Source organism: Dokdonia sp. Asnod1-B02 (assembly GCF_045063955.1).
Lineage (GTDB): Bacteria > Bacteroidota > Bacteroidia > Flavobacteriales > Flavobacteriaceae > Dokdonia.
Window position 1 is genome coordinate 917,501 of record NZ_JBEFNW010000002.1, and the last position, 25,935, is coordinate 943,435.

The following is a 25,935-nucleotide window of genomic DNA, read 5'->3' on the forward strand; positions in this document are numbered from 1 at the left end:
GAAATCAATATGCCAGCAGCATGTATACTCGTATAGTTAGGTCTGCCATGTAATACTTGCGCATATTTTAAAACTATTTTTTTTATGTCATCTAGACTATTTGGATCATAGCGACCATCGCTTAGTTTGTCAATTTCATACTTAGGCAACCCAAATACTTTACCTAACTCTCTTACTGCTCCACTGTGTTTAAATGTAACATAAGAGCCTAGCAGTGCAACTTGGTTATTTCCTTTGAACTCTTTAAAAATATAATCGGTTATATCCTCACGATCCCAAGTAGAGAAATCGATATCAAAATCAGGTGGTGTAGCTCGATATAGATTCATAAAACGTTCAAAATATAAATCGAGTTCTATAGGATCTACATCTGTAATACGTAACAAGTATGCTACAATACTATTTGCACCACTTCCTCTCCCTACATAGTAATAGTCTTTGCTACGAGCATATTCTATAATTTTCCAATTTATAAGAAAGAATGCGACATAGTCAAGATGCTTTATAAGATCAAGCTCTTTTTTTAATCGATCTTTAATTATCTTATCTACGATTTCGTAACGTTCTTTTAACCCCTTTTCACAAAGCTCAAGTAGCTTTTTATAATCTGCTTCTGGACTTTCTAATAGTGTAGTTAAGTTTTGTGAGGGCTTATTTTTACTGAAATTGAAATCAATGTCACATTTTTGTAATAGGTTATTTGTATTCTCAACAAGTGATGGATAGTCTTTAAAAACCTGAGCAATCTCTTTTCGTGAGTACATGAAGTCATTAGGACTTCCTTGATCTGTAGGTGGTAGCGTACTAAGTAACACATTAGTATCTATAGCTCTTAATAAACGATGCGTGTTAAAATCTCGCTTATCGCGAAAGCTTACCGTGTGAAGAATAACTAACTTTTTTGATAAAGAATTAAGAGAGGAAAATTTGAGCTTGTAAATATCTTTTGCTCGGACACCTATGTATTCATTATCAGTAAAAGTTATTTTCCCTAGCTCCATTACATTTTCAAAAGGATAAATAATGATTACATTTTCAAAATGCGGAGCTTGGTCTGGAAATGGAGTTTTGTTATGTAAGTGTTTTGATAAGTAGTTGTTTATCTCAAGGAAGCCTTGGTTATTCATTGCGAGTGCAACGTAGCATTGCTTCGTATTGTTTCTAAAATCAACTCCTATGATAGGTTTTATATTTTTTTCTTTTGCTCGACGCACAAAATTTAGACAGCCAGATGTATTATTAATATCTGTAAGTGCAAAATGAGTACACCCTTCATGTATCGCTAGGTCTAGTAATTCCTCCTCAGAAATTGTTCCATACCGTAAACTATAATAAGAGTGATTATTGAGATACATTGTCTTAGACTTGGGGTTTTGATAAAATAAAGAGTCATTTATTACTGATGTCTATGAGCTAAAAGTATAGGAGGCTCTCCATTAAAAGGATTACCTTGATTACCTATAGTCCTAGATCCTTCACCTATAGTATTTGCTCGTCGCACGCTATGATCACCATATTTATTTCTTAATTCATCCATGGCTTTATACAGATTTACGGTCTTATTAGTATTTTCAAAAAGGTCTATTTGATAATGCCCTTCTGTAAGACCCCCAAAGCGAACGCCTACTAACCTAATAAGCATCCTACGATTATTGAGCTTATTGAAAAGTTCTGTTACGGTTGGGATGAGAACATGATCTGCAGCAGTGTAGGGCACACGTAACTGTTTTGAGTATGTTTGAAAATCTGAATATCTGATTTTTACTGTTACGACAGAAGTGAGTTTGTTGCCTCGTCTAAGCTGGAAAGCTAGGTTTTCTGCCATGGCAGTTATAGTAGTATGTAACTTAACCATATCAATAGTATCTTGACCATAAGTGCGTTCACTAGAGATAGATTTACGTTCGTGATACTCAACAATAGGGCTGTCATCAATACCATTACAACGTTCCCAGATAATGCGTCCATTTTTCCCAAAAACAGAAGCCATCATTTCTACAGGCATTTGTTGTACAAGATCTACCGTGCGTACACCCAGATTACAAAACTGAGTAAAAGTCTTCTGTCCTACCGAAGGAATTTTTTTGATAGACAATGGTGCAAGAAAGACCTTTTCATAACCAGGGTCAATTTTAATCTCATTATTAGGTTTTGCTTCTCCAGTAGCTACTTTTGATACCGTTTTATTAGGAGACATTCCGAAGGAAATAGGTAAACCTGTTTCTCGCATAATACGCTGGCGAAGCTCTTTTGAATATTTATAGGCTCCAAAAAATTTATCCATCCCAGTGAGATCACCATAAAACTCATCTACACTTGCTTTTTCGAGTACGGGAAGTTCTTCTTGTAGAATTTGAGTTACCTCTTTAGACATTTTTGAATACGTACCACCATTTCCTCGTATGTAAATCCCATTAGGACATAGCTGTCTAGCTACTTTAATAGGCATAGCGCTATGTACACCATAGGTGCGAGCTTCATAGCTAGCAGCGCTTACCACGCCACGATCGCCAGTACCACCTACAATAACGGGTTTGCCCATAAGGCGACTATCTAACCTGCGCTCACAAGAAACGAAGAAAGTATCAAGATCAAAATGAATTATTGTACGTTGCATAATATAGAATTAATCCAAAATTATGTAAATATTCCTATTTAAATCGTGAGTAAACTTATTTTAGTTATTAACATTGGTTATTCAAGATTCATTGCGTTAACACTATTTAACAACTTTTCGGTTTCTGTTTTGGTTATCTTGATCCTCTTTAATTTTAATTTATTTTCGATGAAAATCACACGTCTTATAGCCTTCATAGCGCTGGTAACTATCACATTCTCGTGTAAGCAAGAAGGTGGAGATAATACCGCTTTCGCGAAAGCGGAAACCCCACAATTCAACGTTCCATTTGAAAAGTTTACGCTAGATAATGGGCTTACCGTAATCTTACATCAAGACGACTCAGATCCAGTAGTTGCAGTAGCACTTACAGCACACGTAGGATCTGCAAGAGAGATAGAAGGACGTACAGGTTTTGCTCATTTATTTGAGCACTTATTATTTTTAGAATCTGAAAACCTTGGAAAAGGAGGGCTAGATGCAATGAGCGCGCGTATAGGTGGTTCTGGAGCAAATGGATCTACGAGTCGTGATCGCACAAACTATTTTCAGACAGTGCCAAAAGACGCTCTTGAAAAAATGATTTGGGCAGAGGCAGATAAGCTTGGATACTTCATAAATACGGTAACAGACCCAGTACTTGCCAAAGAAAAGCAAGTGGTAAAGAATGAAAAAAGACAGTCTGTAGATAACCGTCCTTATGGTCATGCACGTTATGTGGTAGGGAAGAATCTTTACCCAGAAAGCCATCCATATAACTGGCAGGTAATAGGATCGCTAGAAGATTTACAAAACGCAACGTTACAAGATGTAAAGGATTTTTATAATCGCTGGTATACGCCTAATAATACAACGCTTACCATCGCTGGAGATTTTGACCTTGCACAAACTAAGGAGTGGGTGGAAAAATATTTTGGCGAAATTCCAAGAGGAGAGGAAGTTCCAGCGATGGAAAAGCAACCAGTAACAGTAGCAAATACAAAGCGACTGTATTATGAAGATAACTTTGCTAGATTACCACAATTATCAATGACATGGCCTACGGTGCCTAATTATGATAAGGACTCTTATGCACTTGAAGTGCTTGCTAGTTATCTTTCTAAAGGAAAGAATGCTCCATTTAATCAGATTTTAATTGATGAAAAGCAGCTTACAGCTGGGGTGAGAATGTTTAATTATGGTTCCGAAATCGCCGGAGAATTTGGTCTAAGCGTCAATGCATATCCTGGTAAAGACCTTGATGATGTACTTGTAGGAGTTAATGAGGCTTTTACAAAATTTGAGCTAGAAGGCATCTCACAAAAAGATTTAGACAGAATTAAAGCAGGGCAAGAAACACAGTTTTATAACGGTTTATCAAGTGTATTAGGAAAGGGGTTTCAGCTAGCACAGTATGAGATTTTTGCAGGAGATCCTGCATACATCACAGAAGATGTAGATCGTATTCTCGCGGTGACTAAGGAAGATGTACAACGTGTTTACGAGCAGTATATAAAAGGTAAAAACTATATCGCTACTAGTTTTGTGCCTATAGGTCAAACAGCACTTGCACTTGAAGATTCTGATCTTGCACAAGTAGTGGAAGAAAAAATAGTAGAAGGAGCAGAGGAAACATTTGATGCTAGCATCGCAGCAGATTATGAGCGTACACCTTCATCCTTTGATCGTAGTAAAGAGCCTGCATATGGTACCACTGCTCAAGTTGCTGTTCCTAATGTTTGGGAAGACAAACTCTCCTCTGGACTTGAAGTGTATGGAATAGAAAATGACGAAGTGCCTCTTGTACAATTCCAGATGAATATACGTGGAGGATTACTTCTAGAGGATATCAATAAAGTTGGCGTTTCTAGTTTGCTAGCAGATTTACTTATGAAGGGAACTGCGACAAAAACTACTGCAGCTCTTGAAAATGAGATTGAAAGCCTTGGAGCAAATATTTATACGTATTCAGACAAAGAGAATATATACATAGGAGGTAATACACTGGCTAAAAACTATGATAAAACCATTGCGTTGGTTCAAGAAATCCTCTTGCAACCACGTTGGGATAAGACAGAGTTTGACTTATTAAAGCAGAGTTCCTTAAGTCGTCTGGAGCAGCAACAGGCAAATCCTAATAGTATTGCAGCCATACAATTTGATAAATTAATATATGGAGAGCGTAGCTTGCTAGCTCAAAATAACTTAGGAACTCCAGCTTCTGTAAACGCAATCACGCTTGAAGATTTAAAAAGTTATTATACCAATTATGTAGTTCCTAATGTTGCTAAGATGCAGGTGGTAGGTGCCGTAAGTAAAGAAAAAGCAACTACAGTTCTCGCAGGTCTTAATGACAACTGGAAAGCTAGAGAGTTTACAATACCCGTAGTAGCCGTTCCTAAGGCTCCGGAGCAGTCTAACGTATATTTTTATGATGTGCCAGATGCAAAGCAATCTGTACTTCGTTTTGGATACCCAGCAATGGCAGAAACCGATAAGGACTTTTACCCAGCACAAATGATGAACTATCGTTTAGGTGGCGGCGGTTTTGCCTCACAACTTACGCAGGAGCTAAGAGAAGGAAAAGGATACACTTATGGCATACGTTCAGGTTTTTCTGGATCTACACTTCCTGGAGCTTTTGCTATCTCAAGTGGTGTAAGATCTAACGTGACCTATGAATCTTCGGCGCTAGTAAAGGATATTCTTAAAAACTATGGGAAGAACTTCACGCAACAAGATCTTGACGTATCTAAAAGCTTTTTATTAAAAAGTCAAGCACGTGCTTTTGAAACTATGGGAGCAAAGCTCAATATGCTAGATGATATTGCAAATCTGGGTATATCTCCAGATTATATAAAGGAACGCCAGGCTATTGTAGAGAACATGACAGTAGAAGAAATCAAGAAGTTATCAGATAAATATCTTAATCCAGATAAAATGATATACCTGATAGTAGGTGATAAGAAAACACAGATGGATAAACTAGAGCAGCTAGGTTATGGTACTCCAGTACTTTTGAATGAGAGTAAAGAGCCAGTGAAAAACTAGAAACTCAAATGTCTTAATTATAAAAAGCGAACTCTAGGTGGAGTTCGCTTTTTTTATGCTTTCGCGAAAGCGTAATTCTAAATAAAACTTATACTACAGATCTTCTAAGCTCTTCTCTTTACCCATACGTTAAGTAGCATCCCTATGACTAGAATTCCCATCCCTACAAGAGGAGCGGTGTCATAGCGTTCGTTAAATAGAAAGTAGCCCAGGATTAAAGCGTAAACGAGTTCCATGTATTTAATGGGAGCTACGGTAGCTGTATCTGCAAGTTGAAAAGAGCGCGTTAAGAAAACCTGTCCAAAAAGCCCGAACACCCCAATGCCACTCACATACCACCACTCAACACCCACAGGCATACGCCAGTGTTGTATAAAAAAAAGGCTTCCTATGATGGAGATTACCATAAAGTAGTTGATTATGGTTAAAAAGTGCTCACGTGACCCTAAATAACGCACGATGGTAAACACACCACCTACGAGAACAGAGGACATAATGATGAGTATAAAACTCATCGTATCTATTCTAAAATCTACTCCTTTTAAAACCAGTGCTCCTATGACTGAAATTACTAGCGCAACCCATTGCCATGGTTTTACTTTTTCTTTTAAAAACCAAAGCGCAAAGATGGCACTAAATAAAGGAGCTGTATATCGCAAGGCAACGGCAGATCCTAATGGGATGCGCTGTATGACTACAAAATAAAGAGCGAGAGAAACAAAACTCAAAATCCCTCTAGTTATGAGCCAAGAAAAATTATTTCCTATAACGGGGACTTTCTTGATTAGCATGTAAGGAAAAATAAAAATAAAGGTGCCCACGCATCTAAAGAATACAACTTGTAGCGGGTGAAAATCTTCTAGGTATTTTGCCAGTAAGTTCATCCACGTAAACGCAAATGCGGCAATAAGCATGTAAACAACTCCTTTTATCACTGGAAGAATTTTGCCGCAAAGGTATCTGATATTAATCTTAAAATTATGAATAATATAAGTTAATTGTAACTACTCATTAACAGTGCTCAATGAACAGTAGCAGTACTTTTACACTCTAACCAATAAACAATCATTATTATGAAAAAAGTATTTGTAGTACTAGCACTTGTAGGATTTACATTTTCAACAATCTCTTGTAGAGAAACAACTCAAGATAAAATTGAAAACTCTGCAGAAGCAGCAGGAGAAGATATTGAAAACGGACTTGAAGAAGCTGGGGATGCTATTGAAAATGCAGCCGAAAAAACTGGTGATGCTATTGATAAAGCAGGTGAGGAGCTAGAAGAAGAAATCGAGGGAACAGACGATTATAATGGTGATGACGATAACAACTAAGAAGTCATTATTAGTGTAAGAAAAAAGCGAGCAGTGATGCTCGCTTTTTTTATGCTTTATATTTTTATGCTTTCGCGAAAGCGTACTTAGATTACCACTCATTTACTCTATTACCATCTAGCTTTATAAAAATGAACAGTAATATAGTGAAGCCCCATAACCCCGAACCTCCGTAACTAAAAAATGGTAGAGGGATTCCTACCGTAGGCAAGAGACCTATGACCATCCCAATGTTTACTACAAAGTGAATGAATAAAATCCCTGCGAGGCTGTAACCGTAAATTCGCGAGAAGTCATTCTTCTGCTTTTCTGATAATTGAATAATTCTTAAAATGAGCACTACAAATAAGATGATTACAAGTGTACTCCCAAGGAAGCCCCACTCTTCACCTACTGTTGAGAATATATAATCTGTATGTTGTTCTGGTACAAATTTACCTTTGGTTTGTGTTCCTTCTAGAAACCCTCTTCCAAACCATCCACCATTACCTATAGCAATCTCACTTTGTTGAGTATTATAGCCTATACTTTTTGCATCTACCTCTTTACCTAAAACAATATTAAAACGGTCGCGGTGACGTTGCTCGAAGATATTTTCAAAAATGTAGTTTACAGAAAATGCAAAAAGACAAGCGGCTGCGACAAGGCCTATGTAAAGACGTTTTGATGGTCGTTTTTTTCTATTTCTAGCAAATAATATCAATGCAATCACAAGTACAATTAAAGACACATAAATAGGTCCTAAAACTAGTGTAAGCACAAATAACGTAATCGTAGATGCTCCTAGAATTAAATAACTAGCAGCAAGTCCCTCTCTATATAGTGGAAAAAAAAATGCGGCATAAACTAATGCACTTCCAGGATCTGGTTGTGGTATAATGATAAGTGCTGGTATTGCTATAATAGCAAGAGCACGTACTTGATCTTTTATGGTTTTTATATTGGTCTGTATATCGCTTAAGTATTTGGCAAGCGCTAGTGCGGTAGCGGCTTTGGCAAATTCACTCGGCTGTATACTCATAAAACCCAGATTGTACCAACTTGTGGCTCCAGATATGGTTTTTCCAAAAACAAACAATAATATTAATGACAGCAGCGAGCCTATGTAAATAACACTTGAGAATCGTTCAAAGAATTTTGAGTCTAAGAATAGAATAAAGGTAATGATAAGAAAGCCTAAGAATATCCATACAAGTTGCTTAAAGTACAAGTTATTCATACTCGTAAAAGCTTGTGTATCTGGATCAAAGGCAGCAGAGTAGATATTAACCCATCCTATAGCTACGAGGGCTAAGTACAATAGAATAAGTACCCAGTCAAAACTACCAACATTCCTTGTAAAACGGCTCATTAATAATTTATTTTAAAAGGCTTGCCACTTAATGGTTTAGCATATTCTTCCTCAAGCGTGTGTGTGAGAATCCATTGTTCTAGATCCTTACGCGTTACTTCTCTGTTGATGTATTTCTCAATCATGAGAGACGCTATGCGACCTCCATAACGAGATCCCCAGTACCCATTTTCTACAAAAATGGCAATAGCAATCTTTGGATTATCCTTAGGGGCAAATGCCACAAAGGTGGAGTGGTCTGTAAGCTGCGTAGTTACTCCATCTATCTTCGCATAATTCTCTGCTGTACCTGTTTTACCTGAGATGTCTATTCCAGGTACTTTTAAGTTTGCTGCTGTTCCATAATTATATACATCATTAAGCCCTTGTATCACGGGTTCAAAATGTTTTGCATCTATGGTGGTATAATTTTTCTGTTCAAATTGAGAAGGGATCGTGTCTTGTCCTTCTATTTTTTTAATGATGTGCGGTCTGTAAAACCAACCTCTATTTGCAATAGTTGCTGTAAAGTGTGCCATTTGCATAGGGGTGAGGGCAACCTCTCCTTGACCTATAGAGTTAGATAATGTTGCGGCACTTCCCCATCTTCTATTAGGGTAATCATGGATTTTATTATAGTAAGACGCTCCTGGAATGAAACCTGGTCTTCCTATAGGTAAGTCATAACCCATAAAATCTCCTAGTCCAAAACTTTTAAGGTGTCCTTGCCATGCAGCAATACCTTCTTGTGGCGTATTGTATTTATTGAGAGTATTTAAGTAAGCAGTTCCAAAGTAAGCATTACAAGAGTAAGCAATACCAGTGATCATCTGTACTGGGCTTTTATGGTGGTGACACCCAAAGGTCCTTCCTCTACCATATCGCATTCCTCCATTACAATACACACGATCGTCAAGACTAATCGCTCCTTCTTGAAGTGCAATGAGTCCTGTAAGTGCTTTAAAGGGTGATCCTGGCGCATATTCTCCTAGCAATGCTCTGTCATAAAGAGGCTTTGCAATAGAGTCGTTATCAAGTTTTGAATAATTTTTAGATCGCTCACGACCTACCATTAAAGCAGGGTCATAATTGGGAGCAGCCACAAGTGCTAGAATTTCTCCAGTAGATGGCTCAATGGCTACAATGCCACCGCGCTTACCTTGCATTAATTCTTCTCCATATTTTTGAAGTTCAGAATCTATGGTAAGATATATGTTCTTTCCTTCTTCAGGTTCTTGATCAAGTGTGCCTTCTTTGTAAGGGCCTATAACACGATTAAATCGATCTTTTTGAAGATATTTAATTCCCTTTTTACCTCTTAGTAGCTCTTCATACTTTTGCTCGACACCTTGTCGTCCTATTAAATCTCCGCTTATATAGTAAGGCTGTTTATCAATAATCCCTTGGTGTACTTCTTGAATGTAACCAAGGAAGTTTGCGCCAAAGTCTATCTGATAGTCACGTAAAGATCGTTTTTGGATAAAGAAACCCTCAAACTTACGCATTTGCTCACCTAAGTATGCAAACTCTTCTTGTGACATTGTAGGTACTATAACAGAAGGATGCCTAGGAGAATAATGTATTGCTTTGTTAAGTTGTTTTACAAGTTTTTCTTTATCAATGTTTAATAAAGAGCATAGCTTGAGCGTATCAAAAGGTTTGATTTCTCTAGGTATGGCCATTAAGTCATATGATGGCTGGTTAGAAACTAAAAGTTCTCCATAGCGATCGTAAATACGACCACGTTGTGGGATTTCAAATTGTTGCTTTATAGCGTTACTCTCAGATAAAACTGCTGCAGAGGTGTCATACACCTGCAGATAAAATAGTCTAGCAATAAAGAGTACGCCAGTAGTAAGAACAATAAAGAGGAGTAGTAGTTTTCTCATTCGTTACGGCTGCTAAAAAGGATATTAAAAGTCAAACAAAGTATAATAGTAAAGATACTAGTGACTAACGTTTTGTTTAAGGTGTAGAGTATATTACTTATGTTAAATACCTCTAGTAAAAACAATACTAAATGGTGAATGAGCACCATTATAGAAATAAAGATGAATCGCTCGTAAAAACTCACCTTAGATAATTTTATGGCATTGTACTCATAACTTACTCCAAAAGAAAATCGTAAAGCAACCGGCCTAAGGTATGCAAGGAAGAGGCAGGCTGCCGCATGCACACCACCACTATTACCAAACATATCCATCGTAAGTCCCGTTAAGAAGGCGATAAAAATATATAACGCTCTATTAGCTGTAAATGGAAAGACTAATAGAAACAATACATAAGGGTAGGGATTGATGTACCCAAAGAGATTTACATTATTAAAAATGTAAATCTGCACAATCATGAGTGCTACAAACCTAGCAATATTTACAGAGACACTATTCTTCATCTTGCTGTGTTTCTAGTGCTATGATTTCCTTCTTATAGCTATTTTCTACCACATACACATGACCTAGATTAGTCATGTCATTAATAAGTTTGATAGATAAAGTATAGAAGTTTTTACTTGGATCTAATACAAACTCGTTTACTGTACCTATAGGAATCCCTTTCGGGAAAATTGCCGATTTCCCACTAGTTTCTATGGTATCACCTAGTTTTACAGGTGCTTGCTGTTGCATGTCAATAACCTGAACGATATTTGGGTCCTCACCATCCCATTGCATTGTCCCAAAATGTTCCGACGCTCTTAACTTTGCACTTGTGGTAAAGTTAGAGTTGAGAATAGATAATACGGTACTGTAACCAGAAGATGTTTTATCAATAATACCTACGATTCCTTTGCTAGTGATTACTCCTTGGTCTTTATGAATACTATCTTGTGATCCACCTAAAAGAGTAATAAAATTATCTGTTTTTGCGTAGTTGTTGTTGAGAACCTTTGCAGGAATGTAAGAGAATTTTCGCAGACTATCTGACGGGATGGGTGATGTTATGTCTGTGAGAACTTCAAGATCAAGATTATCCTCGTTAGGTGATTTCAACATTTCGCGTAAGCGGGCATTCTCTTCTAGAAGCTGTTTGTTGTATGTTTTGAGTTTAAAATAATCTTGAACACTAGTTACAGATCCATAAATGCCACCCGTAAACCAGTTTGCAGAGTTCACAAATTTACTACGGTGATAAGAATGAGATTGTATCGTAAAAACAAGCGACAGCATTAGTAAAAATGCAAACAGCAGGAAGTGCTTGTTCCTGATCAAGAAATTGATAATCTGATGCATAACTTAAGAGTTTTCTATTTAATGAGAACGCTCTTATACTTCGCAATATTTTTTAGGCATATTCCAGTACCTCGTACTACAGCCCTAAGCGGATCTTCGGCAATATAAACAGGTAAGTCTGTTTTTTGAGAAAGACGCTTGTCAAGACCTCGTAACATAGATCCTCCACCAGCAAGGTAGATTCCTGTGTTATAAATATCGGCAGCGAGTTCTGGAGGAGTTTGAGATAATGTTTCCATCACCGCATCCTCTATACGAAGTATAGATTTATCAAGTGCCTTTGCAATCTCGCGATAGCTTATTTGCACTTGTTTAGGTTTACCTGTAAGAAGATCACGTCCTTGAACGCTCATTTCCTCTGGCGGAACTTCAAGATCCTCTGTAGCGGCACCTATTTGTATTTTAATTTTTTCGGCACTGCGCTCACCTACATAGAGGTTGTGCTGGGTGCGCATGTAATAAATGATGTCATTTGTAAATACATCACCGGCAATTTTTACAGACTTATCACAAACAATTCCTCCTAGAGCAATCACCGCAATTTCTGTAGTACCACCACCTATATCTACAATCATGTTACCCTTAGGTTGCATGATGTCTACACCTATACCTATGGCCGCAGCCATAGGCTCGTGTATTAAGTAAACTTCTTTTCCATTTACACGCTCTGCACTTTCCTTTACTGCTCGCATCTCTACTTCTGTAATTCCAGAAGGAATACAAATCACCATGCGCAATGCTGGTGGAAAGAATTTCTTTTTAAGCGCAGGGATTTCTTTAATGAACATCGCAATCATTTGTTCACTCGCGTCAAAATCTGCAATTACACCATCCTTAAGAGGTCTAATTGTCTTGATATTTTCATGCGTTTTCCCCTGCATTTGAGCAGCTTCCTTACCTACAGCAATGATTTTTTTGGTCGTCCTATCCCTAGCAACTATGGAGGGGCTATCTACCACTACCTTGTCGTTGTGAATAATCAGTGTGTTTGCGGTACCGAGGTCAATTGCTATATCTTCGGTTAAAAAATCAAAAAATCCCATAGGGTTATTGTGGAGGTATTAAATGTTAGCAGTTACGCGTTTGTATAAATGTACAAATATTAAAGGGTAAAATTACGTTTTCGCGAAAGCGTACTCCCTTAAACTTATATTAATGTTTAAAATGTCTTGTTCCCGTCATTACCATTGAGATATTGTGCTCATTACAGTAATCAATTGTAAGTTGATCTTTAATAGATCCACCAGGTTGAATTACCGATGTGATACCTGCATTATCTGCAATCTCAACACAGTCTGGGAATGGGAAAAATGCATCACTAGCCATCACAGATCCTTTAAGATCAAAACCAAAAGAGGTTGCCTTCTCTATCGCTTGTCTTAAGGCATCAACTCTAGAAGTTTGACCTGTACCACTTGCGCAAAGTTGTTTGTTCTTTGCAAGTACAATGGTATTAGATTTTGTGTGCTTACATATTTTTGAAGCAAACAGTAAATCTTCTATCTCCTTATCTGTAGGAGCAGTGGTTGTTGCGTTTGTTAAATTTTCCTTCACATCTGTCTTGTTATCGCGACCTTGAACGAGTGTTCCGTTAAGGCAAGTGCGCACGGTTGTCTCAGGTAATACGATATTTTTGAGCGTAAGGACTATCCTGTTTTTCTTTCCTTTTAAAATTTCTAGTGCATCTGCATCGTAAGAAGGCGCTATCACTACCTCACAGAACAATTTATGAATTTCATTTGCAGTCGAAATATCTATGTTTCCATTTGCAATTAACACTCCGCCAAAGGCAGAAGTAGGATCTCCAGCAAGAGCATCTACATATGCTTGGTGCATAGTGTCACGCTGTGCAAAACCACATGCATTGTTGTGTTTAAGAATAGCAAACGTAGGTGCTTCTCCTTGAAATTCTGAAATTAAGTTTACAGCAGCATCTACATCAAGCAGGTTGTTGTATGATAATTCTTTACCGTGAAGCTTCTCAAAAACTTCATCAAAATCTCCAAAGAAAAATCCTTTTTGATGCGGATTTTCTCCATATCTAAGTGCCTTCCCTTCATTTTTACTATGTCTAAGTACCGGGATTTCTTGGTCTGTATTGAAATAATTGAAGATTGCAGCATCGTAATGAGAAGAAACGGCAAAACTCTTTGCAGCAAAACGTTTTCTCTCTTCTATTGTTGTGCTTCCGTTTCCTGCAGTAATAATGTCAAGAACCTCTGCATAATCTTCCATAGAAGATACACATAAGGTGTCTTTAAAGTTTTTTGCTGCGGCACGTATAAGTGAAATACCACCGATGTCTATTTTTTCTATAATATCTTGTTCTGGCGCGCCAGAAGCAACAGTTTTTTCAAAAGGGTATAAATCTACAATAACAAGATCAAGCTGCGGAATTTCAAATTCTTCCATTTCCTTTACATCTCCTTCGTGATCTTGACGGTTTAAAATCCCTCCAAAAACTTTAGGGTGTAACGTTTTTACACGTCCACCTAAGATAGAAGGGTAAGAAGTTACATCCTCAACAGGTACAACTGGGATTCCTAAATCTTTAATAAACTTCTCTGTTCCACCAGTAGAATAAAGGGTTACTCCTTGTTCGTGTAGCTTTTGAACGATAGGGGCTAAGCCGTCTTTATGGAATACTGAAATTAGTGCTGCGCCTATTTTTTTTGTTGTGCTCATTGTGAGAAAATTAATAGATTTTGGTTGATCCTAAATGGATGGGTTTTAAAAGCTTCAAAAATAGGTATTTCAAGCCTTTTTGTTTCGGGTTTCTATTAACAAATTGACATGACTTTGTAACAATTTTTAGTGTGTGGCGTCTTACTCGTATCTTTAGATAAAATCAATCAATGCTAATATATTTAAGAGCCTTAGGGGAGAGTTTTAGATTTGCTGTAAATGCATTGCGCAATAACAAGCTTCGTACGTTTCTCTCTTTGATGGGAGTAACGGTTGGGATTTTCTCAATTATCGGGGTGCTAGCAGCGGTAGATTCGCTTGAAAAAGACATTAAAGGAAGTCTTTCTTCTCTAGACCAGGAGAGTATGATTATTGCTCATATCTCTTTTGGACCCACAGAAGTTCCGCGCTGGAAGCGAGAGCGTTTTCCGCTTGTTACTTATGAAGATTACCAGAACTTACAGCGTAACCTGCCTGGCTTAGGTGCTATAAACTACACGATGTCTATTCCTTCACAAAAGATTAGTTATGAAGGGAAAGTGGTAGAGAGTGTTCAAGTAGATAATGCAACCGAAGGGCTTTTTGAAATAGAAAAACTAGAATTTGAAGATGGACGTTTTTTTAATGAACAAGAATCCACAAACGGTGTTCCCGTTGCAATCATAGGATCTGTTTTGCGTGATAACCTCTTCGGTGAAGGTGTAGATCCAATAGGAAAACAAATAAAAACCTTAAGCAGGAAGTTTACCATCATTGGAGTTCTCAAGAAGCAGGGAATTAATGCCTTTGGAGATTCTAAAGATGAGAAAATAGTAATTCCTGTAAATATTATAAGACGTATTTATGGGGATAATAATAGATCTACATTTCCGACTATGACCATCGTACCTGCAGAGGGTGAAGACGCAGACGAGTTCTACGCCATCGCAGAGCAGAAAATGAGAGCAGGTAGGTCTATAAAAGCTGGAGAAACTAGTGATTTCTTTATCAATAGACTTAGTGGTTTTACAGATGCTATTGATGGGATTATAGGTGTGCTTACTACGGTAGGCTGGTTAATAGGTGGCTTTGCACTACTAGTAGGTGGTTTTGGGATTGCAAATATTATGTTTGTAAGTGTCAAAGAGCGCACAAACCTCATAGGTATACAGAAGGCGCTAGGAGCAAAGCGCCGTTTCATCTTATTTCAGTTTTTATTTGAATCTGTATTGTTATCTATTTTTGGTGGGTTTATCGGGCTTGTCATGGTCCAGCTCATCGTCTGGCTGCTAGATGTCTCTAAGATCGCGGGAGACTTTGAGTTTGTATTATCTTTTGATAATATTTTCTTAGGACTTTTCACAACATTTATCATAGGTATCATCGCAGGGATTATCCCAGCAATAGGGGCTTCTCGACTAGATCCTGTAGAAGCAATAAGAACAGGGATGTAATAGCTTCACATATTATAAAAAAAAGCCTCAATTCTAAATTTAGAATTGAGGCTTTTTAATTAGTGGAAGGTGCTTCTTATAGCAATGCTGCAACTTGCACATTTACAAACTCAAGAAAATCTTCGTCATCCTTTGTAAAAGGATCTACATGACTTGAGTCTATGTCTATCTGCCCTATATTTTTACCATCTTTAAATAATGGAATAACAATCTCACTTTTTACAGTGATAGAACAAGCAATATAATTGTCTTGTGCTTTTACGTCTGGCACTACAAAGTTTGCATTAGATTCTGCTACCTGACCGCATATCCCTTTTCCAAAAGGAATTACCGTGTGATCTGTAGGTTCTCCAGCAAATGCTTCTAGGTGTAATGTGCGCTTTTCATGGTTTGCCATGTAAAAACCTACCCAGTCATAATATTCTATGCGCTCGCGCAATAACTCACATATTGCAGTCATTTTGCTTGTAGCGCTATCTTCTTTTTTATCCGCGATGCGGCTTACTTCTATTTTTAAATCTTCAAAAGCCATTTTTCTTGTATTTTAGACGTTAAAATACGCCCCTTGCTTAAACTACTACGCAAATATAAGTCCGTACTTCGATTTCTCATTATCTTCATAGGAAGTTATTTGGTTTTTGTGGTACTTTACCAACTATTTTTAACCTACGGAGGTAGTAGTCGCTATTTTCCCGACATTATTACACATACAGTTGCCAGGCAAAGTCAATCTGTCATCACATCATTAGGTTATGACATGCAAGTGGTGCCAAGTAAATGGGAGCCTGCTATGAATCTCACAATGAATGGAAAAACGCTTGCTAGAGTTGTAGAAGGCTGTAATGCTGTAAGTGTAATGCTATTATTTATTTCATTCATGCTAGCATTCTTCGGTGATATGAAGCGCACGCTCTTATTCATTTTTGGAGGAGTAGCACTTATTTACGGGATGAATGTCTTGCGCATTGCATTACTTACCATAGGTATTTATGAGTATCCACAATATGCAGATGTACTTCATGGAACCATCTTTCCGGCGGTAATTTATGGTACCGTGTTCTTGTTATGGATAGGTTGGATCAATTCCTATAAAAAACCGGTAAAGGATGAATAAGTTAATCCGCGTCCTGATAGGTGGATTATTATTGTTGGGATTGTTGTATGTACGCTTTCGCGAAAGCGAACTATTTTACGATCCGCTTATTGATTACTTCCATGGTGATTATCAGAATAAGGCATTGCCCGAACTAGCGCAAGGGAAGTTCTTTTTAAATGTACTTTTAAGATATTTCATTAACATGCTACTGTCTCTCGGAATTTTATGGGCAGTTTTTACAGATAGGAGTATTTTAAAATTCACGAGTATATTTTACTTGATAGTTTTGGTGATATTATTATTGCCGTTTTACTACTTATTGCATCATCATAATCCTTCAGAATACCTCCCGTTATTTTACGTGCGTAGATTTTTGATACAGCCATTGTTAATTTTTCTCTTATTACCTGCTTTTTTTTATTACCGTAAGGTTGATAAATAGGGTATGTGTATTTTTGTAGCCTAACATGTTATAAGATGAAAAACACTTTATTAGTAATAGCAGCTCTAGCGATTGTGTCGTGTAAACAACAAATAGTTTCAGACGTACAAACCGCACCTACTCAAATAGGTGTAAACGCTGTAGTGACAGAAAATGGAGATTTAAATGTGACTGATGCTGTTGAGGATGTAACATTTAAAACAGAGGAAGCATCACAAATTCACGCAGCTTATTTGAGTTTAAAAGGAGCTTTAGTAAATACAGATCCTTATGAAGCGGCAGAGATTGCTTCTAACTTTAAGAGCACACTTGAATCACAAACTGAAAGTGATATTACAAGAGGTTTAAATGATGACCTTGCACTTATCTCGGTATCTAAGGATGCTGCAGAGCAACGCGTAGCTTTTGAAAATATTTCAAAAAAAGTAGAGGTATATTTATCTAGCGAGATTACATCTGGCACTATATACAAGCAATACTGCCCAATGGCTTTTGAAGGTAAAGGTGCTTACTGGTTATCTAATTCTAAAGAAATACGTAATCCTTACTACGGTGATAAGATGTTGAAGTGTGGTGTAGTAGATAAGGAGATTCAGCAATAAACTGCTATTAGCTATAGAGAGCCTTTATTTTTGAAATCTACTTGTGCACTTGTCATATTCTTTTTCTTTGCGTTACGTCCTGCCATAAACGTGGGGTATGTGCTATATTATGAACTTAATATAGATTACATTGTAGAAACGTATTGCGTTAATACAGATAAGCCAGCCTTGCAGTGTAATGGTAAGTGTTTTCTTTCTAAGCAGCTCACTCTAGATGTAGACCAAGAAGATCTTTCTCAAGGGCAGCAACTACAGATTGTAGAGGCTTTTTACCCATTGTTTTATCAAAATGAAGATCAGGTAGATATATCATCTACCTCAATAACTTTTGCTAAGGAGAATTTTCCAAATCATTTGGGAAGTATTAAAACCTTCCAAGAGCGCATAGATCCACCACCCAAAGCTTATTGAATTTATAAAGAGATACTAGTCTTTTAATATCGCTAGTCTCGCAGTTTATGAGCGTACTTAAAAGAGTACGTTCACTTCACTATACACAATATTTAAAATTCAATAAATGAAAAAATTATATATAGCACTACTCGCCGCAGTAGTTGCTACTAGTACATACGCACAAGAGCAAGAGTTATCACAAATATGGTCAAGTAATCGTCCAGATGGGCATGCTCCTATATCTGTTATGGGTGACCATACTCACAAAAAAGGAGAATTCATGTTTTCATATAGATATATGAATATGCAAATGAATGATCTTAAGAGAGGTAATGATGATGTAAGTTTTGATAGTGTATTACTTCCTAATGGAGGAGAATATATGGTTACACCTACAGATATGCCTATGAACATGCATATGCTAGGAGGTATGTATGCTGTGTCAGATAAAGTTACACTTGCAGCAATGCTTGGATATACATCTATGGATATGGAACACCTTACAGCCATGGGAGGAACATTTAGCACAGCATCTAGCGGAATCACAGATCTCAAATTATCGGCCTTATATACTGTTTTCAATAAAAACAGACAGCAGTTACACGGTAAAGTAGGGGTGTCATTACCTACAGGAAGTATAGATGAAATGGATGTTACTCCTGCATCTAATGGCAATGAAGTAATACTACCTTATCCTATGCAGATAGGAAGCGGCACCGTAGATGCTCTTCTTGGGGTAACGTATTTGTGGCAAACAGATAGATTCTCTGGTGGAAATCAAGTAAATGGAGTAATCCGTACTGGGACTAATGATCGCGATTATAGATTGGGCAATGTATATAGCCTTGATAACTGGATTGCTTATAAAACGGCAGATTGGATTAGTTTTTCTGCACGTGTAAAAGGAAGTGTAGTTTCAGAAATAGATGGCGCAAATCCAGATTTGAATCCGCTTATGGTAATCACTGCAGATACTAGAAACTCTGGTGGTACTTATATAGATGGGGGATTAGGATTTAATCTTTACGCTTATAAAGGAGCATTAAAGAATGTACGTTTAGGTGTTGAAGTAGCTACACCTCTCTTACAAGATGTAAATGGAGTGCAGCTCAAGCGCAAGGAGACTGTGACAGTTGGACTACAATACTCATTATAATCAGTGCTCCTATATAATTAATATGTGATCATATAGGCACAGTAATTGTTATTATAAAGCCAAGTAACACCATTGTTATTTGGCTTTTATTTATTTTTGCATTAATGAAAAACGGTTTCCATAAAATAACATCTTTGTTTTTAGCGCTTTTAGTGCTAGGATCTACGATGTCTTTTAGTGTAGATAAGCACTATTGTGGAGATCACTTAATTGATGTGGCGATTTTTGGTGAAGCTGCTCCTTGTGAGATGATGCAATCCTTAGACGCTAAGTATGGCAAAGACACTTACAAAAAAATGGGATGCTGCAAGAATGAGCAAACCGTTTTTGAAGGTCAAGATGAGCTCAAAATGCAATTTGATCAATTTACTACAGATCAACTCGTATTTTTAAAAGCTTTCACCTACAGCTATACATATCTTTTTGTAGAAGCAGATAAACATTCTGCATCGGTCACAAGTCACCCTCCTCCCTTGATAATTACAGATTATCAAGTTGCTTACAATCAATACCTAATTTAATACCTGTATACACAGGTATCTCTTCGTGCAATATCATTGCGCATTTGGGATTCCACTATGGTTTTTTATGCCATAGAAATATAAGCTAGTTACTCTTTTTGTAACTACACTTTTATTATTAATTACCCAATCTTTGGGTATAACGAGAATCACAATGAAAAAAATATTTATATTATTATTGGTGACATTCGCTTTCGCGAAAGCGTACTCACAAGGACCTCCACTTACCGCAGATAAACCTATTATGTTAGGTGGCGGAAGTTTTATAGCAAAAACACTTACCGAAATACGCGTTTTAGAAGACGGGACAGCAACTCGTGTACCGCTTATGCTGCATTATTTACCTACATCAAACACGCTCGTAGCGGTGCATTTACCTTACGTAACTTATGATTATGATGATTTTCGTGGAAGCGGAAGTACATTGGGAGACATTAACATTGTAGGTAAATATCAATTTTATAGAAAAGATGGAACGGGAAAAACCTTCCGAATGGTTGCCAAAACATTACAGACCTTACCTACCGGAGAAGCTCTCGATATTGAGGGTATAAGTACCGGTAAATATTCAGGGTATTATGGTGTGGTAGCAGGTTATGAATCGCTCAAATATGGTATTTCTAATGAAGCAGGATATAGCTGGATGCCAGATGGATCTCTTGATAAGTTGGTATATAAATTGGGATTTGGATTGCCATTGCTTAAACCTACGTATCCTGTTAATCAGCTCAATTTATATTTTGAATATTCTAGCGAGTGGTTTTTAGAGCGTGATCAATTTGAATTGCTATATGCTCAAGGAATTCAATATGCAAGAAAACAATGGACATGGGAAGCAGGGGTTCAAGTACCGCTTAGCCAAAACGTTCCTGAGGCAGTAGAGAGGAAATATTCTATATACCTAGGAACACGTTTTATACTTTAATAATAACAGTATCTCATATAGAGAATTAAATTAAATACTATGAAAACAATAATATCAATATTAGTAATAGCCTTGTTTACCACTATGGGTGTGCATGCGCAAAAGGAAATGGATCAATTTGAAGTGCAGGTAGACGGCCTAGGTTGTCCATTCTGTGCATACGGGTTAGAGAAAAAATTCAAAGAGTTTAAAGGAATAAAGAAAGTAGCTATCGATATTGAAACAGGCGACTTTAGTTTTGAGTATCCTGCAGAAAAAGCACTTGCGATGGATGCTGTCGTAAAACAAGTAGAAAAAGCTGGATATACACCTATTACCTCAAAAATCACTAGAGCTGATGGCGAAGTAGAATTATCTGAAACGAATACTACAAAGCTTACAAAAGAGAGCATTGTAAAAACTCAGAAAATGCTTGTAGCAGGTAAGTGTGGAATGTGTGAGGCGCGTATTTTAAAAGTTACAAACGGTATAGAAGGAGTAACAGACGCTGCTTGGAATCAGAATAATCAAATGTTAGAAGTTAGCTTTGATAATAGTCAGACAACAACAGATGCGATACAAAAAGAAATAGCTAAGGCTGGTCATGATACAAAGGCTCATAAAGCAACAGTAGGAGCTTATGACAATCTTCCGGCTTGTTGTAAATATGAGCGCTTAGTACAATAGTGTCTTTCACCCCTAAGGTAAAGACGAGTGAGGCAGTTATGTGATAAACATGCCGCTGCCTCTCTTTTTTAAACACAAATAACTATGAAAAATTTATACATTATACTCATTGCGGCTCTCACTCTATATAGCTGTAAAGAGGAACCAAAAACTCAAATCGCTTGGGTACATACCAAGACAATTAATCTTCAAGGTATAAACCCGATTGGGATTGCACAAGATCAAAATGGACTGTGGTTAAGTGATGGAGATCACAATAGGGTTGTTCAAGTAAATCTTAATGGAGATATACAGCAATCTATAGATTCCCTAGATAGACCTATGCATATCGCAACAGATGCTGGTATAGTATATATCCCGCAATACGGTAATGATGAGGTGCTGTCTGTGTTAGGAGCTACAAAAAAGGCTATCGCAATAACCGATAGTCTTGATGCACCTGCTGGTATAGATGCTAGAGGTAATGCGATAGCTATAGCAGATTTTTATAACAATCGTATTTTATATACTGAAGATGGTGTGACTTGGTCTTCATTTGGAAAAGAGGGTAAGGCAGATGGAGATTTTTACTATCCTACAGACGTGCAAATTACAGATGACGCCCTCTGGGTAGCCGATGCTTATAACAATAGACTTCAAAAATTTGATAAAAAAGGAAATCACTTGATGACAGTAGGGGAAGATCAAAAGATGAATGCAGCCACTGGTATCTACGTTTCAGACAAAGAAGTGTTCTCTACAGACTTTGAGAATAATAGAGTCTTAATTTTTGATCATGAAGGAAATTTTAAACAAGAAATTAATGATGCTATTTTAAAACCTACAGATATGTTGCTGGTAGGTGATATGTTATATGTAACTAATTATAAAGGGAAGTCACTGAGTGTATATGAGCAAAAAGAAGTGCTCGTAGAAGCTCCTCTTGAGGAGGAACACCATGATGACCATAATCACTAATGACTATGATAAAGCAAGCGTATACAGTAAAGGGAATGACCTGTAATGGTTGCAGAGCAGGTGTAGAAAAAAAGCTAGGCGATATTGATGGTGTAGCAAATGTAATTGTGTCTCTAGAAGATGAAGAAGCTATCCTCACGATGGTTGATCACATTTCTATAAAGACACTACAAGATGCTTTGCCAGAAAAATATAGCTTGTCATCTAAGAAGGTCTCGAAAGCAATAAGTGAAAAGCAAGAGAGTAGTTCTGGAGTGTTTGTAAATAGTGAGTCAGCTGCGCAAGTAGTTGAAGAGTCAAAATTGCACCAACTCAAACCGTTGCTTTTGATATTATTTTACATCACTGTAGCATCTGTATTGCTCAATTATAAAGAAGCCAGCTGGCAGTCTGGTATGCTAGATTTTATGGGGCTTTTTTATATTGTCTTTAGCTTCTTTAAAATGCTAGATCTTAAAGGCTTTTCAACAAGCTTTTCTATGTATGATCCGCTGGCTCGAACAATACCGGCTTATGGTAAAGTCTATCCGTTTATCGAAACCGTACTAGGACTTATGTTTTTAATGCGTTTTCAAGTAGAAATAGCACTTATAGCTACCATTGTGATTCTTGGTGTTACCACGGTGGGTGTGACTAAAACACTGTTGAGTAAAAAGGAAATTCAATGCGCATGTTTAGGCACAGCTTTAAAGCTACCTATGACAGAAGCAACTTTTATTGAGAATGCTATTATGATCATAATGGCAATTATTATGCTTATAAGATTTGTATGAAGTTAAAGTTTACCACTGCCCAGATTTGCACCATTGTGTTAGTAGTTTTCTATATAATTTGGGAATATAATATTCAAGTATATCTGACAGATGAGCATCTCGATTATGGAGTTGAGGTTCGGTATGATTTGATTTTTATTCTACCAATTCTAGTAGTGATGATTGCAGTTTCTGTCTGGCAATATTTTAAAAAGAAGTAGTACGCTTTCGCGAAAGCGTAACATCAAACATAAAAAAACCTCTGCCGAAAAGCAGAGGTTTTTTATTGAATATACCCAGAGGTAACTCAAATAAAGTTTGTCGCAATGCGACTTACATCATTCCTGGCATTCCGCCACCTCCCATAGGAGGCATTGCAGGTGCATCTTCTTTAATATCTGTAAGAGCACACTCAGTAGTAAGAATCATTCCTGAAACAGATGCAGCATTCTCAAGGGCTACACGTGTTACTTTTTTAGGATCGATAATACCAGCTTTAAGCATGTCTGTGTATTCGCCATTTTTAGCATTAAAACCGAAGTCTTTTTTGCCTTCCATAACTTTAGAAATAACAACAGCTCCTTCACCACCAGCGTTAGAAACGATAGTACGTAAAGGTGCCTCTATAGCGCGATTTACAATCTGTACTCCAGTTGCTTCATCTGCATTTTCTGTTTTGATTTTTTCAAGAGCTTTCTTAGCGCGCACAAGTGCAACACCACCTCCGGCTACGATACCTTCTTCTACAGCTGCGCGAGTTGCATGTAAAGCATCATCTACACGGTCTTTCTTTTCTTTCATCTCAACTTCAGAAGCAGCACCTACATATAGTACAGCAACACCTCCAGCAAGTTTAGCTAGACGTTCTTGAAGTTTTTCCTTATCGTAATCTGATGTAGTAGTCTCAATCTGAGATTTGATTTGACCTACACGAGCTTTAATAACTTTTGAATCTCCAGCTCCGTTTACAATCGTAGTGTTGTCCTTATCTATAGATACAGTTTCTGCCGTACCTAGCATGTCAAGTGTAGCATTTTCTAAAGTGAAACCTCTCTCTTCTGAGATTACAGTTCCTCCAGTAAGAATTGCGATGTCTTCTAACATAGCTTTGCGACGATCTCCAAAACCTGGTGCTTTTACAGCAGCAATTTTAAGAGCTCCACGTAATTTATTTACTACTAATGTTGCTAGTGCTTCTCCGTCTACATCCTCCGCAATGATAAGAAGTGGCTTTCCAGTTTGAGCTACAGGCTCAAGTACAGGTAGCAAATCTTTCATGTTTGAAATCTTCTTGTCAAAAAGTAAGATATATGGCTGCTCAAGTTCTGCACTCATTTTCTCACTATTAGTAACAAAGTAAGGAGAAAGGAATCCACGGTCAAACTGCATACCTTCTACAACGTCCACATATGTTTCTGTTCCTTTTGCTTCTTCTACAGTAATAACACCTTCTTTTCCTACTTTTCCAAATGCTTGAGCAATAAGATCACCTATTACATCATCATTGTTTGCAGAGATAGATGCTACTTGCTTGATTTTATCAGAAGAGTTACCCACTTTAGTAGTTTGCTTCTCAAGATCTGCAACGATAGCTTCTACAGCTTTATCGATACCGCGCTTAAGATCCATTGGATTTGCTCCTGCAGCAACGTTTTTAAGTCCTTCAGTAACGATTGCCTGAGCAAGAACTGTAGCGGTAGTTGTACCATCTCCAGCAAGATCGTTAGTCTTAGAAGCTACTTCTTTTACCATTTGAGCTCCCATGTTTTCTAGAGCGTCTTCCAGTTCAATTTCTTTTGCAACTGTTACCCCATCTTTAGTCACCTGTGGTGCGCCAAATGATTTTGAAATAATCACGTTACGACCTTTAGGTCCTAAAGTAACTTTTACTGCGTTTGCAAGTTTATCTACACCACGTTTTAAACCGTCGCGTGCTTCTATATTAAATGTTATGTCTTTTGCCATTTTCCTTTGCTTTCGCGAAAAGCTTTATGCTGTATGCAATAAGCTTTAAGCTGTTATTTTAATTTTTGTTTTAAAGAATAAATCTTCTGTTTGATAATGTTCACTTTTGAATTTAGATTTTCAAAATGTTCATCATTTATATATTGAAGATCTTTTGATAGAATAAGTAAGTATTCTGTTTCGCTTGCCGATCCCATTGCTATTGTCAGAAAGCGGTTGAATTCTGCATCACTATCTCTACCACACCCTTCAGGAATATTTGTTGGTATTGAAGCTGATGCTCTTCGTATTTGTGATACAATGCCATAACTTTCATTTTGAGGAAATTCTCTAGAAACAGTATAAATATCTAAAGTAAGTTTGTGGCTTAACTCCCAAATATTATACTTTCTAAAATCTCTCATAGCCTAAAGCTTATAGCATATTGCGGTATTATACTATCGCAAGGATATCATCCTCTTTCATGATCATATAATCTACTCCGTCAAATTTGAGTTCGCTACCTGAGTATTTTCCATAAATAACTGTATCACCTACGACTACTGTCATCTCGTGATCTTTAGTTCCAGATCCTACAGCTACTACTTTGCCTTTTTGTTGTTTTTCTTGTGCGCTATCTGGGATATATAAACCAGATGCTGTTTGAGTTTCTGCCGCAACAGGCTCGATTACAACGCGGTCTGCTAATGGTTTGATTTTAATTGCCATTGTTATAGATTTAATTATTGAGTTGAATTGTTATTGTAACCCTTAACTGGTTACGCGAGCGTAAAAGACAGAAATTATGCCACTCATCATGCACTGACA

Annotated in this window: 26 protein-coding genes (1 of these 26 running past the window's edge); 13 read left to right on the plus strand and 13 right to left on the minus strand. The window is 37.3% G+C overall.

The window, feature by feature from the left end; all coding sequences use genetic code 11:
* Positions 1-1,355 carry the 5' end (the start) of a DNA polymerase III subunit alpha gene (locus ACJJVU_RS04190; RefSeq protein ID WP_405222605.1) on the minus strand. Its footprint begins 1,678 nt before the window's first position, so only the first 1,355 of its 3,033 coding nucleotides appear in the window; the start codon lies at positions 1,353-1,355; its stop codon lies off the left edge, out of view.
* A 41-nt stretch (positions 1,356-1,396) separates the two neighbouring features.
* On the minus strand, positions 1,397-2,617 hold the full coding sequence (dinB, locus tag ACJJVU_RS04195; protein ID WP_405222608.1) for a DNA polymerase IV: 1,221 nt from the start codon (positions 2,615-2,617) through the stop codon (positions 1,397-1,399).
* Positions 2,618-2,785: 168 nt separating this feature from the next.
* Between dinB and ACJJVU_RS04200 the strand changes: the two genes are divergently transcribed.
* Positions 2,786-5,647, plus strand: a complete 2,862-nt coding sequence (locus ACJJVU_RS04200) for a M16 family metallopeptidase (RefSeq protein ID WP_405222611.1) — start codon at positions 2,786-2,788, stop codon at positions 5,645-5,647.
* A 104-nt stretch (positions 5,648-5,751) separates the two neighbouring features.
* Here the strand turns inward: ACJJVU_RS04200 and ACJJVU_RS04205 are convergent, their stop codons facing one another.
* A complete protein-coding gene (locus ACJJVU_RS04205; protein ID WP_405222614.1) occupies positions 5,752-6,582 on the minus strand; it encodes a DMT family transporter in 831 nt (276 codons plus the stop codon).
* A 138-nt stretch (positions 6,583-6,720) separates the two neighbouring features.
* On the opposite strand from ACJJVU_RS04205, the gene ACJJVU_RS04210 reads away from it, so the two are divergent.
* Complete coding sequence (locus tag ACJJVU_RS04210) at positions 6,721-6,978, plus strand: Rv0909 family putative TA system antitoxin (RefSeq protein ID WP_108877033.1); 258 nt, start codon at positions 6,721-6,723, stop codon at positions 6,976-6,978.
* A 91-nt stretch (positions 6,979-7,069) separates the two neighbouring features.
* On the opposite strand, the gene rodA is transcribed toward ACJJVU_RS04210, so the two are convergent.
* From rodA to purH, 6 genes are all read right to left on the minus strand, one after another.
* On the minus strand, positions 7,070-8,329 hold the full coding sequence (rodA, locus tag ACJJVU_RS04215; RefSeq protein WP_405222618.1) for a rod shape-determining protein RodA: 1,260 nt from the start codon (positions 8,327-8,329) through the stop codon (positions 7,070-7,072).
* Entirely contained in the window at positions 8,329-10,197 is a 1,869-nt protein-coding gene (gene mrdA / locus ACJJVU_RS04220) for a penicillin-binding protein 2 (protein ID WP_405222621.1), read from the minus strand. Before mrdA ends, rodA begins: the two co-directional genes overlap by 1 nt.
* Positions 10,194-10,700 (minus strand): hypothetical protein, encoded by a 507-nt coding sequence (locus ACJJVU_RS04225; RefSeq protein WP_013751142.1) that lies wholly within the window; start codon positions 10,698-10,700, stop codon positions 10,194-10,196. Before ACJJVU_RS04225 ends, mrdA begins: the two co-directional genes overlap by 4 nt.
* Positions 10,690-11,535: a rod shape-determining protein MreC gene (gene mreC / locus ACJJVU_RS04230; protein ID WP_013751143.1), complete on the minus strand. Its 846-nt coding sequence runs from the start codon at positions 11,533-11,535 to the stop codon at positions 10,690-10,692. Before mreC ends, ACJJVU_RS04225 begins: the two co-directional genes overlap by 11 nt.
* 14 nt (positions 11,536-11,549) lie before the next feature.
* Positions 11,550-12,578, minus strand: coding sequence for a rod shape-determining protein (locus ACJJVU_RS04235; RefSeq protein ID WP_013751144.1), 1,029 nt, complete (start codon positions 12,576-12,578; stop codon positions 11,550-11,552).
* Positions 12,579-12,687: 109 nt separating this feature from the next.
* Positions 12,688-14,220, minus strand: coding sequence for a bifunctional phosphoribosylaminoimidazolecarboxamide formyltransferase/IMP cyclohydrolase (gene purH, locus ACJJVU_RS04240; RefSeq protein ID WP_405222626.1), 1,533 nt, complete (start codon positions 14,218-14,220; stop codon positions 12,688-12,690).
* 170 nt (positions 14,221-14,390) lie between these two features.
* Between purH and ACJJVU_RS04245 the strand changes: the two genes are divergently transcribed.
* Positions 14,391-15,653 carry an ABC transporter permease gene (locus ACJJVU_RS04245; RefSeq protein ID WP_405222629.1) on the plus strand — a complete coding sequence of 421 codons (1,263 nt, stop codon included), beginning with the start codon at positions 14,391-14,393 and terminating at the stop codon, positions 15,651-15,653.
* Positions 15,654-15,729: 76 nt separating this feature from the next.
* On the opposite strand, the gene ACJJVU_RS04250 is transcribed toward ACJJVU_RS04245, so the two are convergent.
* Positions 15,730-16,185, minus strand: coding sequence for a GAF domain-containing protein (locus ACJJVU_RS04250; RefSeq protein ID WP_013751147.1), 456 nt, complete (start codon positions 16,183-16,185; stop codon positions 15,730-15,732).
* Positions 16,186-16,218: 33 nt separating this feature from the next.
* On the opposite strand from ACJJVU_RS04250, the gene xrtF reads away from it, so the two are divergent.
* From xrtF to ACJJVU_RS04300, 10 genes are all read left to right on the plus strand, one after another.
* Entirely contained in the window at positions 16,219-16,767 is a 549-nt protein-coding gene (gene xrtF, locus ACJJVU_RS04255; RefSeq protein ID WP_035335733.1) for an exosortase family protein XrtF, read from the plus strand.
* A complete protein-coding gene (locus ACJJVU_RS04260) occupies positions 16,760-17,191 on the plus strand; it encodes an exosortase F system-associated membrane protein (RefSeq protein WP_405222633.1) in 432 nt (143 codons plus the stop codon). Before xrtF ends, ACJJVU_RS04260 begins: the two co-directional genes overlap by 8 nt.
* 35 nt (positions 17,192-17,226) lie before the next feature.
* Positions 17,227-17,793 (plus strand): DUF3347 domain-containing protein, encoded by a 567-nt coding sequence (locus ACJJVU_RS04265; protein WP_144785074.1) that lies wholly within the window; start codon positions 17,227-17,229, stop codon positions 17,791-17,793.
* Positions 17,794-17,823: 30 nt separating this feature from the next.
* Positions 17,824-18,204 (plus strand): hypothetical protein, encoded by a 381-nt coding sequence (locus tag ACJJVU_RS04270; RefSeq protein ID WP_339849836.1) that lies wholly within the window; start codon positions 17,824-17,826, stop codon positions 18,202-18,204.
* A gap of 106 nt (positions 18,205-18,310) precedes the next feature.
* Positions 18,311-19,342 (plus strand): transporter, encoded by a 1,032-nt coding sequence (locus ACJJVU_RS04275; protein WP_405222638.1) that lies wholly within the window; start codon positions 18,311-18,313, stop codon positions 19,340-19,342.
* A 104-nt stretch (positions 19,343-19,446) separates the two neighbouring features.
* Positions 19,447-19,863, plus strand: coding sequence for an HYC_CC_PP family protein (locus ACJJVU_RS04280; protein ID WP_298330618.1), 417 nt, complete (start codon positions 19,447-19,449; stop codon positions 19,861-19,863).
* Positions 19,864-20,017: 154 nt separating this feature from the next.
* Positions 20,018-20,788: a hypothetical protein gene (locus ACJJVU_RS04285; RefSeq protein WP_405222641.1), complete on the plus strand. Its 771-nt coding sequence runs from the start codon at positions 20,018-20,020 to the stop codon at positions 20,786-20,788.
* Between the two features lie 39 nt (positions 20,789-20,827).
* Positions 20,828-21,454, plus strand: coding sequence for a heavy-metal-associated domain-containing protein (locus tag ACJJVU_RS04290; protein WP_405222644.1), 627 nt, complete (start codon positions 20,828-20,830; stop codon positions 21,452-21,454).
* An 84-nt stretch (positions 21,455-21,538) separates the two neighbouring features.
* Positions 21,539-22,411: an NHL repeat-containing protein gene (locus ACJJVU_RS04295; protein ID WP_405222647.1), complete on the plus strand. Its 873-nt coding sequence runs from the start codon at positions 21,539-21,541 to the stop codon at positions 22,409-22,411.
* A 5-nt stretch (positions 22,412-22,416) separates the two neighbouring features.
* The gene (locus tag ACJJVU_RS04300) at positions 22,417-23,184 is read left to right on the plus strand and encodes a heavy-metal-associated domain-containing protein (protein ID WP_405222650.1); all 768 of its coding nucleotides are present in this window, start codon (positions 22,417-22,419) and stop codon (positions 23,182-23,184) included.
* A gap of 312 nt (positions 23,185-23,496) precedes the next feature.
* Here ACJJVU_RS04300 and groL read toward each other — a convergent pair whose 3' ends face one another.
* Genes groL through groES form a run of 3 tightly spaced genes read right to left on the minus strand, consistent with a single transcriptional unit; the run spans position 23,497 to position 25,836 of the window.
* On the minus strand, positions 23,497-25,128 hold the full coding sequence (gene groL / locus ACJJVU_RS04305; RefSeq protein WP_298330604.1) for a chaperonin GroEL: 1,632 nt from the start codon (positions 25,126-25,128) through the stop codon (positions 23,497-23,499).
* Between the two features lie 53 nt (positions 25,129-25,181).
* On the minus strand, positions 25,182-25,532 hold the full coding sequence (locus ACJJVU_RS04310; RefSeq protein ID WP_405222654.1) for a four helix bundle protein: 351 nt from the start codon (positions 25,530-25,532) through the stop codon (positions 25,182-25,184).
* A 28-nt stretch (positions 25,533-25,560) separates the two neighbouring features.
* Complete coding sequence (groES, locus tag ACJJVU_RS04315; protein WP_013751160.1) at positions 25,561-25,836, minus strand: co-chaperone GroES; 276 nt, start codon at positions 25,834-25,836, stop codon at positions 25,561-25,563.
* Between the last annotated feature and the right edge of the window lie 99 nt (positions 25,837-25,935).